Below are 12,079 nucleotides of genomic sequence, written 5' to 3'. Positions count from 1 at the left end.
CGTTCCGGGCCGCGTACGCGCCGGGTCAGCCCGTGCCGGCGTTGAGGAAGATGCCGCCGTCCACGACGAGCGTCTGGCCGGTGACCCAGTCGGACTGCCCGGAGGTGAGGAACGCGGCCGCGCCGCCGATGTCCGAGGGCACGCCGAGCCTGCCGAGCGGGTAGGCCGCGGCCGCCTCCTCCTCCCGGCCCTCGTACAGGGCCTGGGCGAACTTCGTCTTCACGACGGCCGGGGCGATCGCGTTGACCCGCACCTTGGGCGCGTACTCGTGCGCGAGCTGCACGGTCAGGTTGATCATCGCCGCCTTGCTGACGCCGTACGCGCCGATGAACGGCGAGGGCGAGAGGCCGGCGACGGAGGCGATGTTGACGATCGCGCCACCGTTGTCCTTCTGCCAGGCGTGCCAGGTCTTCTGGGCGAAGCCGAGCGCAGAGATCACGTTGGTCTCGAAGACCTTGCGGGCGACGTCCAGGTCGAGGTCGGCGATCGGCCCGAACACCGGGTTCGTGCCGGCGTTGTTGACCAGGAAGTCGACGCGGCCGAAGGCCTCCATCGTGCGCTCGACGGCGACGGCCTGGTGGGCCTCGTCGTGCGCCTTGCCCGCCACGTAGATCACGCGGTCGGCGCCGAGCTGCTCGACGGCCTCCTTGAGGGCGTCCTCGTTGCGGCCGGTGATGCACACGCGGTCGCCGCGTGCGACGAGCGCCTCGGCGACGCCGTAGCCGATGCCGCGGCTGGCGCCCGTGACGAGGGCGGTCTTGCCGGAGAGTTCCACGGAAGTCATGTCTGCCGTCCTCTAGTCGAGCGGTCCGCCGGCCACGTACAGCACCTGGCCGGAGACAAACCCGGCCGCCTCGCCCGTGAAGAAGGCGATGGCGTTGGCGATGTCCTCCGGCTCACCGACGCGCGCCACCGGGATCTGGGTGGCGGCGGCGGCCTTGAAGTCCTCGAAGCCCATGCCGACGCGGTCGGCGGTGGCCTTGGTCATCTCGGTGGCGATGAAGCCGGGGGCGACGGCGTTGGCGGTGACGCCGAACTTGCCGAGCTCCTTGGCGAGGGTCTTGGTGAAGCCCTGGAGACCGGCCTTGGCGGCCGAGTAGTTGACCTGGCCGCGGTTGCCCAGCGCCGAGGACGACGACAGGTTGACGATCCGGCCGAATCCCGCGTCCACCATGTGCTTCTGGCAGGCCTTGGACATCAGGAAGGCGCCGCGCAGGTGCACGTTCATGACGGTGTCCCAGTCGGAGACGCTCATCTTGAACAGCAGGTTGTCGCGCAGCACGCCCGCGTTGTTGACCAGGATCGTCGGCGCGCCGAGCTCCTCGGCGATCCGCGCGACGGCCGCCTCGACCTGTGCCTCGTCCGAGACGTCACAGCCGACCGCGATGGCCTTGCCGCCGGCGGCGGTGATCTTCTCGACGGTGTCCTTGCAGGCCGCCTCGTCGAGGTCGAGCACGGCGACCGCGCGGCCCTCCGCGGCCAGCCGTACGGCGGTGGCGGCGCCGATCCCGCGCGCGGCACCGGTGACGACGGCGACCCGCTGCTCAGTGGTGGACATGGCTGCTTCTCCTCAGGTGAGCGACCGCTTAGTACCTTCAGTGGAGGTGACGCTAGAAGCCCTGGCACGTGGTGTCAACGGCCGGGCTCGGCATGTGATCCATTACCCGCGCCCACCTTGCCCTGCCCGCCTCCCGCGGGCACCCGATCGGCCTATGGCTTCGCGCCGCTGCGGCCCTGTGCCCCTAGCGTCGGAGGGCGAGCCACTCGTGGCGGAAAGGAGGCGCTCCCATGCGCCGTCGCACCCGTGTCACGGGCACCCTGTTCACGATCGCCGCGATCGTGCCGTTGGCCGGTCCCGCTCACGCCCAGACCGACCGGGACTGCCGCGACTTCGCCTTCCAGGAGGACGCCCAGGCCGTGTTCGACGCGGATCCGAGCGATCCCAACAGGCTCGACGAGGACCAGGGCCCGGACGACGGCATCGCGTGCGAGGCACTGCCCCGCCTCGGCACTGGTGTCATCTCCCCCGCCGTCCCGACGAGCACACCTTCTCCGGTCACCCCCACCCCCACTACCGCCCCGCCCCGAGGCGTGCGGGGCGGGACCGGGGGTGCGGTGGCTTCAGGGCCGAGCGAATGGGAGGTCGGTCTCGGTCTGGCCTTCGTCGGCGGAGCCACACTCGTTGCCGCCTACGTGGTGAAACGCCGCCGGAGCTGACGCCCCGGCGCGGCGGTGGGCATCACTTCACCAACAGGTCCAGCAGCCGCTCCGTCTCCGCCGCCGGGTCCGTGGTCAGGCCCGTGTGAACGGGGCCGGGCTGGACGATCGTGGAGCGCGGGGCGACGAGCCAGCGGAAGCGGCGGCCGGGGGTGTCGTCCGCTGCCTGGCCGGCCGCTGGGCCGCCCGCGCACATGCCCTCCACGGCACGCAGCGCGGCGCGGACGCCGACCACGTCGGCCCGGGGGTCGAGAGCCAGCAGGCGGGCCTCGTCGAGGTGGGTGCGGGCGCCGACGTAGGACTCCGCGCGGCAGTAGACGAGCACCCCGGCGTTGATGCACTCGCCGCGCTCGACGCGTGGGACGACACGCAGGACGGCGTACTCGTAGATCTGGCGGTCGCGCGCCCCGCCCTTGATGATGTGCCGGTCGCTCACTTGATCCCCTGGATGCGGTCGTGGATGACGGCGGCACGGGCGAGCAGCGGCCGCGCGTAGGCCTGCCTCAGGTCGTCCGGCGCGTCGAAGCCGGGCTCGCCCGTCAGCCAGGCGTCCGGGACCTGCGCGGTGACGTCGGCGAGCAGTTCCTCGGTCACCTGGGGAGCCAACTCGGCCGCCGCGGCGGCGACATCGGGCACGAAGGGCGCGAGGGCATGGTCGGAGGCGTCGTACGGGCGGGCCGTGGAGGCCTCCGCTCCGGGCCAGTTGTGGTGCCAGATCATGGTCGCCCCGTGGTCGACGAGCCACAGCTCGCCCCGCCACATCAGCAGGTTGGGGTTGCGCCAGGACCGGTCGACGTTGTTGACCAGCGCGTCGAACCAGACGATCCGCCCCGCCTCTTGGGAACTCACCGGGAAGGCGAGCGGGTCGAAGCCGAGTGCGCCGGAGAGGAATTCCATGCCGAGGTTGGTGCCGCCGCTGGACCGGAGCAGGCTCTGCACCTGCTCTTCGGGTTCACCGAGGCCTAGCTCCGCGTCGAGGTCGACGGTGACCAGCCGCGGCACGCGCAATCCCAGCCGGCGGGCGAGTTCCCCGCAGACCACCTCGGCGACGAGCGTCTTGCGCCCCTGTCCCGCGCCGGTGAACTTCAGGACGTACGTCCCGGAGTCGTCGGCCTCGACGAGTCCCGGCAGCGAACCGCCCTCACGCAGCGGCGTGATGTAACGGGTCGCGGTGACCTCTTTCAACACTTTCCCAGGCCATCCATCTCTTCAACCTTGCAATCCGCGACCGGCATGCGGTTCTCCCTGCTTCCCGAGCAGTCCGTCGCCGGCGGTTCGCCCCTTGCTTCCGGTCTCCGGCATGAAGCGAGCATAGTAACCGAGGGTGATCACGCTGGACGGCGCATGCCCCGTACGTATCTGCGGTTCGGGATGGACAGGACCGTCGCCACGGAACTCCAGGACCGCGTGATCGCCGAAGCCGACGTACTCACCCGGGTAATCCGTAGCCCGCGGGCCGGCGCGCTGGACAACGAGTTCGACCTCTATGTCACCGGCTGGAGCTCCGAGTGGCCCTCCGGGTCCCAGACCCTGCCGCAGCTGTTCCACGGTTCATCGGTGTTCGAGGGCGGTGGGAACTACTCGCATCTGGAGTCCGTCGAGGTGGACGACCGGACCGCAGAGGCGGAGAAGGCCCCCGGCCTGGTCGAATCCCCGGACGCCTGGGCCAAGTTGGGACGGCAGATCCTCACCGAGCAGATTCCGCAGGTGCCGATCCCGTGGCGCTGTATGTGGATGAAGAACGCCGACGAGCCCCTGCGTAACCACTAACATCCGACAATGCGCACATCCTCATCGCTGCTACGGGCCTTTCGTCCCCAAGTCCAAGAGCGCCTCTACGACTTCTACGAAGAGCTGCGAAGCGCCGACGACCTCTTCTGGGACCGCCACCTGGACGCCTGGGTCGCGACCGGGCACGCAGTGGTCAGCAGCGCCGCAGGTGACCCGAGGCTGTCCTCGGTGCGCTATCCCGACATCGCAGCCGTCTGCGAGGAACTGCGGCCGCTGGCCCGAGTCCTGAGCCGGCAGATGCTCTACAACGACGTCCCCGACCACCCCCGGCTGCGGGCCCTGATCAGCAGGGCCTTCATCCCCAAGGCGGTAGCGGCACTCCGCCCACGGATCGTCGAAGCCGTCGACCGGATCATCACCGACGCCGCGCCGACCGGCCGGATGGACATCGTCGCGGACCTCGCCCGCCCCCTGCCTCTCACCATCATCTGCGACCTCCTCGACGTACCACAGCAGGATCGCCCCGCTGTCGCCGCCTGGTCCGAGCCGATCGCCGAAGCCATCGGCAACTCCCGGCTCGACGCCGACGGCAACCGCGCGGCCTCGCAGAGCATGGCGGAGATGCTCGCCTACCTCCGCGAACTCCTCACGCGCCACGACACCCCGCCGACCCCCCACACCCTGCGCGCGCTGGTGACCGCACAGGCACAGGACACCGAGCAGAACGTCGACGAACTCCTCGCCAACTGCGCCCTGCTCCTGATCGCCGGCCACGAGACGACCACCCACTTCATCGGCAACGCCACACTCGCCCTGCTCCGCCACCCGCACGCGGCCGACCAACTGCGCCGCCGGCCCGATCTGATGCCCGCCGCCATCGAGGAACTCCTGCGCTACGACGCCCCGGTACAGCTGATGCTGCGCCGGGCACGCCAGGACCTGGACCTGGCGGGCCGCACCGTCGTCGAAGGGCAGACCGTGCTCCTCGTAAGCGGTGCCGCCAACCGGGATCCGGCCGCGTTTCCCGATCCCCATGTACTGGACTTCGAGCGGCCCGGCGGACGGCACATGTCGTTCGGGCACGGACCGCACTTCTGCCTCGGCGCGGCGCTGGCCCGGCTGGAAGGCACGATCGCACTGGAAGCACTCCTCACCCGGCTCCCCGGCCTGCGCCTGGACGGCACCGCGCCACAGTGGCAGCGCAGCCTCAACTTCCGCGGCCTCACCCGGCTGGACGTCGCCTTCACCCCGTTCTCGGCCGAACACGACACAGGCCCGCAGAACCTGCGGACCGACGGTCCCCCACGCGGCCTCAGCCGCGCGACACCTGCCGGCGAGTGTGGTCACTGATGGTCGTCGCGGTGCCCCGGGTTACAGCCACCGGACAGTTCGCGCCACCCGGGTCACGACCGCCGCGTAGCCGACGCCGACGACGAGAGAGGCGAACAGGGCGGTGAGCGGGAAGTCCTCCTGGAGGTAGGGGTAGACCTGGTAGTGCGTGAGGTAGATGTAGAGGGAGCTGCTCGCCAGGACACCCGCGAGCGCGCTGAGCGGGCCGAGGCTGGGCAGGGTCGGCACCCAGATCAGCAGCCCTGCCCCGGCGATCACGATGGCCGTGCGTACCGGCTGGTCCTGGAACAGGCCGGGCAGGGTGAACAGCAGCACCGCCGTCAGCAGTGCCCGTTGCCGCACGGTGTTCGCCCGCGCGGCCGCCCAGCCCAGCGCGAACAGCCAGAAGACCACGGTGGGGCTCAGCTGCGGGCGGGCGGACGCCAGGTCCAGCAGGTCATAGCGGCCGACCAGGCCGACGGCCACGAGCGCCAGCGGCACACCGAACAGGTACCGCCGCTCCAGCCGGGCCAGCAGGGGTACGGCCATGAGGAGGGCGAGGACGACGAGGAAGTAGACCAGGGCCTCCACGAACCAGTAGGCCCAGTCGAAGCGGTCGTTCCCCTGGTCGAGCAGGCTGTTGAGGAGCAGGGCGTTGGCCGGGTCGTAGAAGTCGGTCAGGATCACCGCGCCGGTGATCCACACCATGCTCGGAACAGCGATGCGGGCGATGCTGCGCCACAGGTTCCGCACTCGCTCGCGGAGTTCGGCATCGGTCAGCTGGAAGCGGGCGAAGTTGTAGCCCGCGATGCCGATGAGGATGTGAGCGAAGCCCTTGATGTCGAAAACCTGGACGTGCGAGCCGACGATGAGGACGATCCCGAGGGCGCGCAGGGCGATGCTGGTCTCCAGGGTGCGGCGGGTCCTCCAGGACCGCGGGTTCGTCCAGGCCCGCAGGGCTCTTCGGATGCCCGTGGCCGGCCGGGCCCGCGGTGGCTCCGGCCCGGCCTGTCCTTGCAGCCCTTCCAGCCGTTCCGGCGCGGGCGCCGCCATGGTGTGCAGCTCGCGGATGGTCCTCGTGTGCCAGTCCGTGGGCAAGTGGCCCAGGGTTTCCTCCAGGCGCAGGGACATCTCGACGTAGCACAGCGAGTCGCCGCCCAGGCTGACGAAGCTGCTGTCCTCGGTGACGTCGGCGCGATCGAGTATCTCCGCGTAAAGGCGGACCAGATCACCGGCGGGTTGGGGCGTCGCCTCCTGCGAGGGGTGCGTCAGCCGTCGTACGGCCTCGTAGTCGGGCTTGCCCGAGGCCAGGCGGGGCAGTTCGGCGACGGCCCGGACCCGTACGACGCGCGGTGGCAGTCCGCACTTCTGTGCGATCAGCCGCCGGATCCGTCCCTCGTCGCCGGCGCGGCTGAGCGCGGCCACCGCGAGCGCCTCCCCGTCGCCCGCGCAGTAGGCGCTGACGCCCTGCTCCTCCAGCAGGGTCTCGATGCGCTGCGGGTCGATCCGCAGCCCGAGGACCTTCACGAAGCGGCTGCGGCGGCCCACGATTTCGTACAGCCCGTCGGACGCGCGCCGGGCGAGGTCCCCGGTGTGCAGTTCCCGCACGGTCCGGCCGAGGGCGAGGTCGGCCGGGCTCTCGGCGTAACCGAGCATCACGTTCGGCCCCGAGTAGACCAGTTCACCGACACAAGGTCCGTGGCCGTCGACCGGCTGGAGCCTGAAGGAGCCGCCGGGTATGGGCACGCCGACGGCCTCGGGACGCTCGGCGGCGAGGTGCGGCGGGAGGTAGGCCATGCGGGCCGTGGCCTCGGTCTGCCCGTACATCACGAACAGCCGCCAGCCCGAGCGGCGGCCCAACTCGGCGTAGCGGGCGACGCGTTCCGGCGCGAGTCGGCCCCCGGCCTGGGTGACGCGGCGCAGGTGCGGCAGGCCCATCCGCTCGAAGCCGATCCGGTCGAGCAGGTCGAAGGTGTACGGCACACCGGCCAGCGAGGTGCCGCGGGCGGCGTGGAACTCCGCCCAGAAGGCCGCGTCGGACACCGACCGTTCGGTGAGGATCAGCCCGGCGCCGCGCAGCAGATGACTGTGGATGACGGACAGGCCGTAGCAGTAGTGCATGGGCAGCGTGGTGGCTGCCCGGTCCGTGTCGTCGATGCCGAGGTAGGTGGCGATGGACTCGGCGTTGGCCTGGAGGTTCTCGTGCGAGAGCCGCACCAGCTTGGGTGAGCCGGTCGAGCCGGACGTGCTCAGCAGCAGGGCGAGGTCCGGGTGGAGGGTGTGGGCGCTCTCCGGGTTCCGTTCGTCGAGGGTCCACCTCCCGTCGGCATCCGGGCGGGCCACGACGTCCGGGGCGTACGCCTGAGTCAGTGAGCGGATGGTGTACTCGCTGTCGCCGGGGACGAGCAGGACGGGGTGACCGGCGGACAGGGCGGCCAGGTGCGTGACGAGCGCGTCGGTGCTGTTGGCCCCGGCGAGCAGCACCAGGCGCCGTACGGGCCCGAGGCGTTCGGCGGTGACGGCAACCCGCTCGGCCAGCTCGCCGTACGACACGTGTCCGTCCGGGGTGACGAGCGCGACGCGGTCGCCGTGGTCCGCCAGTTGGTGTGCGAACGGCACGGCCTTCGGTTGCGGGAGCGGCACCGCGGGTGAGGCCGGAGCGGCGGGTGCCGGGCGGGGCCCGGAGAGGTGGATCACGGGGCGCGCCCTTTCTGCGGCAACGTCCGCTTGTCAGCACGGAGCCCTTGACGTTTAGGTAAGCTTTACCTTATTCATAGCATGGTCGTAAACAAGCCACAGAAAAGTCACAGGAACGCTTCGCCCCCGCTCTCCACCGGCATGACCGGCGGTACAGGCGAGCCCCGCAGGAAGGCACACGGACACCATGCGACGCCCCTCGGTTCGCCGGATAACCGCGCTGGTCGCGGCCGGTCTGCTGCTCCCCGCCCTGGCCGCGTGCGGCTCCGGCGACAAGGACGGCGCAGGTGACGGCGGGGACCCCTCCCTCGTCATCTACACCGGCCGCAACGAGAAGCTCGTCAAGCCACTTCTGGACAAGCTCGAGAAGGCCGTGGACACCAAGGTCGAGGTGCGCTACGGCGACAGCGCCGAACTGGCCGCCCAGATCCTGGAGGAGGGAGACCGCACCAAGGCCGGGCTGTTCTTCTCCCAGGACGCCGGCGCACTGGGCGCCCTCTCCAGGGAGGGCATGCTGCAGAAACTGCCCCAGGGCACCCTCGACGAGGTCGACGAGGCGTACCGCGGTTCCGCCGGCGACTGGGTCGGCCTCTCGGGACGCGTCCGCGTCATCGCGTACAACCCGGACCAGGTCGACGAGGACGACGTCCCGGACAGTGTCTTCGACGTCGTCAAGCCGGCGTGGAAGGGCAAGGTGGGCTTCGCGCCGACCAACGCCTCCTTCCAGGCGTTCGTCACCGGCATGCGCGTTCTTAAGGGCGACGACACCACCCGCAAGTGGCTTGCGGACCTGAAGGCGAACGGCGCCAAGACCTACGCCCACAATCTCGCCACCCTCGATGCCGTGGAGGCCGGCGAGGTCTCCCTCGGCCTGGTCAACCACTACTACTGGTACGAGCGCGTCGCCGAGAAGGGCGAGGACAAGGTCAACTCCAAGCTGCACTTCCTGCCCGGCAAGGACCCCGGCGCGCTGATCAACGTCTCCGGCGCGGGCATCCTCAAGGACAGTGGGCAGAGCGCGGCCGCCCAGAAGGCGGTGGACTACCTGCTGTCGAAGGAGGCGCAGAGCTACTTCGCCGACGAGACGAAGGAGTACCCGCTGGCCGCGGGTGTCACCAGCACCGTGGAGGACCTGCCGCCGCTGGAGTCGCTGCAGTCTCCCGACATCGACCTCGGCAAGCTGGATTCCCTCCAGGAGACGCTGGCCATGCTCCAGGACGTCGGACTGGTCTGACCCGCCGTGCGCACATCACCGTCCACCTCGCGCCCGGCCGGGGCCCCCGCGCCGGACGGGCGCGAGCGCGGGGCCGGGCCGGGCGGCTCGGGTCGTTCACTCCGCAGGCCCGGAAGGCCCTCCGCCCAGCGGAAAGGGCGTACGGCCGAGCGAAGGCCGCCCCTGGTCCTGCTCGTCCCCGCCGGCGTGGCCGCCCTCTTCGCCCTGCTGCCCCTCGGCTACCTCGCCGTCCGCGCCTGGGAACGCGGCCCCGCGTTCGCCTGGAATGTCGTCGCCGACGAACGCACACTCCAACTCCTTGGCCGCAGCCTCGGCCTGACCGCCGTGGTCGTGGCGGCCTGCCTGGTGCTGGGCGTCTCGCTGGCATGGCTGACCGTGCGCACCGCACTGCCCGCGACCCGCGCCTGGTCCGTGCTGGTCGCGCTGCCGCTGGCCGTGCCCAGTTACGTCGCCGCGTTCGCGTGGCTGTCGGCCGGGCCGGACCTCGCCGGATTCGGCGGCGCGGCACTGGCCCTGACACTGGTCAGCTTCCCGTACGTCCATCTGCCGGTCGCCGCCGCGCTCAGGGGCATCGACCCGGCGCAGGAGGAGGCCGCTCGCTCCCTCGGGCACGGCCCGCTGCGGACGTTCGTCAAGGTCACCCTGCCGCAACTGCGCCCGGCCGCCGCAGGTGGAGCACTGCTCGTCGCGCTGTACGTTCTCTCCGACTTCGGCGCGGTCTCCCTCATGCGGTACGACACCTTCACCCGCGCCATCCACACCTCCTACCGCGCATCCTTCGACCGCACGCCGGCCGCCGCGCTCAGCGTGGTGCTGGTGGTGATGACGATCACGCTGGTCGCCGCCGAGGCCCGTACCCGCGGCCGGTCCGGACACGCCAGAACCGGAACCGGAACCGCCCGCCCGGCCGTTCCCCTCGCACTCGGCCGATGGCGGCCGCTCGCCCTTCTGTGGTGCGGGGCGGTGGTGGCCGTCGCCGTGGCCTTCCCGCTGGGCACCCTCGGGTACTGGCTGACCGTCGGCAGCTCGGCCACCTGGGACCTGAGCGGGCTCGCTCAGACGGCCTGGACCACCCTCGGCGTCGCGGCGGCGGGCACGGGCCTCACCACGGTCCTCGCCCTGCCGGTCGGTGTGATCGCCGCCCGGCACCGGGGGCGCGGAGCCCGCCTGCTGGAGCAGGCGGCGTACGCGGGTCACGCGCTGCCCGGCATCACGGTCGCGCTCGCCCTGGTGTTCTTCGCCGTGCGCTACGCATACCCCCTGTACCAGCAACTCCCGCTCCTGGTCTGTGCCTACGCCGTCCTCTTCCTACCGGTCGCGGTGGCCGCCACCCGCGCGGCCGTGCTCCAGGCACCGCCCGTCCTGGAGGACGTGGCCCGCTCGCTGGGCCGACGGCCATGGCAGGTCCTCCGCGAGGTCACCGTCCCGCTGGCCGCGCCCGGCGTGGCCGCCGGGGCCGCCCTCACCTTCGTGGTCTGCATGAAGGAACTCCCCGCCACCCTCCTCCTGCGCCCCACCGGCATGGACACCCTCGCCACCCGGCTGTGGACCGAGACCGGCGCCGGATCCTTCGCGGCCGCCGCCCCCTACGCCGCCGCGCTCATCCTGCTGGCCGCCGTCCCCTCCTATCTCCTGGGCAGGCACCGGACATGAACGAACTGCACGTAGGGGGACTCACCAAGTCCTACGGAGCCGGCGAACAACCCGTCCTGCGCGGGCTGGAACTCACCGTCCCGGCGGGCGCGTTGGCCGCGGTCCTCGGCCCCTCCGGATGCGGCAAGACCACCATGCTGCGCCTCGTCGCGGGCTTCCTGCGCGCCGACGCGGGCACCGTCCGACTCGGCGACCGGCTCCTGAACGGGCCCGGCGTCCACCTTCCGCCGGAGCGCCGCCGCATCGGCATCGTCCCTCAGGAAGGCGCCCTCTTCCCGCACCTGAGCGTCGCCCGCAACGTCGCCTTCGGCCTCACCGGTTCCGACCGGGCCGAACGGCGGCACCGTACCGCGGAGATGCTGGAGCTGGTCGGCCTCGCCGGATACGACGACCGCATGCCGCACGAGTTGTCCGGCGGCCAGCAACAACGCGTCGCCGTGGCCCGCGCGCTCGCCCCGAGGCCGGGGCTCGTGCTGCTGGACGAGCCGTTCAACGCCCTCGACAGCGCGCTGCGGGCAGGAGTGAGGTCAGACGTACGGGCAGCACTTCGGGCGACCGGAGCAACGGCGGTCCTCGTCACCCACGATCAGCAGGAGGCCCTGTCCACCGCCGACCTCGTCGCCGTCGTACGCGACGGCCGGGTCGCCCAGTGCGCCACCCCACAGGACCTCTACCAGCGCCCCGCCGATCCCTGGGTCGCCGACTTCGTCGGCGACGCCGTCCTGCTCCCCGGCACCGTCGACACCCACGGCACGGCACGGACCGCCCTGGGCACCGTGCGCCTCGCCACCCCGCCCCAGACCCTCCGGACCGGCACGGTACTGCTCCGTCCCGAGCAACTCCGTCTCACCGGCACGGACTCCGAAGGCGCTGTCCGGGGCACGGTGACAGACGTCTGCTACTACGGCCACGACGCCATGGTCACCGTGACCGTCGAGGGCCACGACACGCCCGTCGGCATCCGGGTCACAGGCCCCCTGTCCGTCCGCCCGGGAGAGGAGACGGGTGTCCTCATCGTGGGCGAGGCCGCCCTCCACCCGTAGCAACGGTTACCTGCGGCCCTCTCGCATGTGAGTACTCGATCGCGAAGGGCGTACCGGCTCAGCCGGCCGGGCCCGGGGGGCCATACGCGGAGCCGGTGCCCTGGGCCAGGCCGGCCCGAACGGCCCGCCGACTCCGCGCCGAACCACCCGGCCGGTTCCGCGATCGGCCTGTCGG

Annotated in this window: 11 protein-coding genes; 6 read left to right on the top strand and 5 right to left on the bottom strand. The window is 71.4% G+C overall.

All coding sequences use genetic code 11. The features are described 5' to 3' along the window. Positions 1 to 25 precede the first annotated feature (25 nt). Positions 26 to 784 (bottom strand): SDR family oxidoreductase, encoded by a 759-nt coding sequence (locus ACIBNA_RS27865; RefSeq protein WP_399167941.1) that lies wholly within the window; start codon positions 782 to 784, stop codon positions 26 to 28. Positions 785 to 796: 12 nt separating this feature from the next. Further along, a complete protein-coding gene (gene fabG / locus ACIBNA_RS27860; RefSeq protein ID WP_059418653.1) occupies positions 797 to 1,558 on the bottom strand; it encodes a 3-oxoacyl-ACP reductase FabG in 762 nt (253 codons plus the stop codon). 230 nt (positions 1,559 to 1,788) lie between these two features. Here fabG and ACIBNA_RS27855 point away from each other — a divergent pair, with 230 nt between their 5' ends. Beyond that, complete coding sequence (locus ACIBNA_RS27855) at positions 1,789 to 2,217, top strand: excalibur calcium-binding protein (RefSeq protein ID WP_399167940.1); 429 nt, start codon at positions 1,789 to 1,791, stop codon at positions 2,215 to 2,217. A gap of 22 nt (positions 2,218 to 2,239) precedes the next feature. Here the strand turns inward: ACIBNA_RS27855 and ACIBNA_RS27850 are convergent, their stop codons facing one another. Both ACIBNA_RS27850 and ACIBNA_RS27845 read right to left on the bottom strand, forming a co-directional pair. Next, positions 2,240 to 2,653, bottom strand: coding sequence for a DUF3037 domain-containing protein (locus ACIBNA_RS27850; protein ID WP_399167939.1), 414 nt, complete (start codon positions 2,651 to 2,653; stop codon positions 2,240 to 2,242). Continuing rightward, a complete protein-coding gene (locus ACIBNA_RS27845; RefSeq protein WP_399167938.1) occupies positions 2,650 to 3,405 on the bottom strand; it encodes a HipA family kinase in 756 nt (251 codons plus the stop codon). The genes ACIBNA_RS27850 and ACIBNA_RS27845 overlap by 4 nt, the downstream gene beginning before the upstream one ends. A 156-nt stretch (positions 3,406 to 3,561) precedes the next feature. Between ACIBNA_RS27845 and ACIBNA_RS27840 the strand changes: the two genes are divergently transcribed. Beyond that, positions 3,562 to 3,987, top strand: a complete 426-nt coding sequence (locus ACIBNA_RS27840) for a hypothetical protein (RefSeq protein WP_399167937.1) — start codon at positions 3,562 to 3,564, stop codon at positions 3,985 to 3,987. Between the two features lie 9 nt (positions 3,988 to 3,996). Then, on the top strand, positions 3,997 to 5,298 hold the full coding sequence (locus ACIBNA_RS27835) for a cytochrome P450 (RefSeq protein ID WP_399167936.1): 1,302 nt from the start codon (positions 3,997 to 3,999) through the stop codon (positions 5,296 to 5,298). Positions 5,299 to 5,319: 21 nt separating this feature from the next. Here ACIBNA_RS27835 and ACIBNA_RS27830 read toward each other — a convergent pair whose 3' ends face one another. Then, positions 5,320 to 7,896, bottom strand: coding sequence for an AMP-binding protein (locus tag ACIBNA_RS27830; RefSeq protein ID WP_399167934.1), 2,577 nt, complete (start codon positions 7,894 to 7,896; stop codon positions 5,320 to 5,322). Between the two features lie 265 nt (positions 7,897 to 8,161). Between ACIBNA_RS27830 and ACIBNA_RS27825 the strand changes: the two genes are divergently transcribed. The 3 genes from ACIBNA_RS27825 to ACIBNA_RS27815 are packed head-to-tail and all read left to right on the top strand — an operon-like array spanning position 8,162 to position 11,904. Beyond that, positions 8,162 to 9,208 (top strand): iron ABC transporter substrate-binding protein, encoded by a 1,047-nt coding sequence (locus ACIBNA_RS27825; RefSeq protein WP_399167933.1) that lies wholly within the window; start codon positions 8,162 to 8,164, stop codon positions 9,206 to 9,208. 6 nt (positions 9,209 to 9,214) lie between these two features. After that, positions 9,215 to 10,861 (top strand): ABC transporter permease, encoded by a 1,647-nt coding sequence (locus tag ACIBNA_RS27820; protein WP_399167932.1) that lies wholly within the window; start codon positions 9,215 to 9,217, stop codon positions 10,859 to 10,861. Continuing rightward, positions 10,858 to 11,904 (top strand): ABC transporter ATP-binding protein, encoded by a 1,047-nt coding sequence (locus ACIBNA_RS27815; RefSeq protein WP_399167931.1) that lies wholly within the window; start codon positions 10,858 to 10,860, stop codon positions 11,902 to 11,904. The genes ACIBNA_RS27820 and ACIBNA_RS27815 overlap by 4 nt, the downstream gene beginning before the upstream one ends. Positions 11,905 to 12,079 lie beyond the last annotated feature (175 nt).

It is taken from the genome of Streptomyces sp. NPDC050164 (assembly GCF_044459945.1).
GTDB classification, from domain to species: domain Bacteria; phylum Actinomycetota; class Actinomycetes; order Streptomycetales; family Streptomycetaceae; genus Streptomyces; species Streptomyces coeruleorubidus_A.
The sequence above is the reverse complement of the archived record's forward strand: the minus strand, read 5'-3'. Positions and strand labels throughout refer to the sequence as shown.

Excerpts from the sequence above, each read along its gene's own strand:
- ACIBNA_RS27825 (WP_399167933.1), top strand. The coding sequence starts at position 8,162 with ATGCGACGCCCCTCGGTTCGCCGGATAACCGCGCTGGTCGCGGCCGGT.
- fabG (WP_059418653.1), bottom strand. The coding sequence starts at position 1,558 with ATGTCCACCACTGAGCAGCGGGTCGCCGTCGTCACCGGTGCCGCGCGC.
- ACIBNA_RS27835 (WP_399167936.1), top strand. The coding sequence starts at position 3,997 with ATGCGCACATCCTCATCGCTGCTACGGGCCTTTCGTCCCCAAGTCCAA.
- ACIBNA_RS27840 (WP_399167937.1), top strand. The coding sequence starts at position 3,562 with ATGCCCCGTACGTATCTGCGGTTCGGGATGGACAGGACCGTCGCCACG.
- ACIBNA_RS27815 (WP_399167931.1), top strand. The coding sequence starts at position 10,858 with ATGAACGAACTGCACGTAGGGGGACTCACCAAGTCCTACGGAGCCGGC.
- ACIBNA_RS27855 (WP_399167940.1), top strand. The coding sequence starts at position 1,789 with ATGCGCCGTCGCACCCGTGTCACGGGCACCCTGTTCACGATCGCCGCG.
- ACIBNA_RS27865 (WP_399167941.1), bottom strand. The coding sequence starts at position 784 with ATGACTTCCGTGGAACTCTCCGGCAAGACCGCCCTCGTCACGGGCGCC.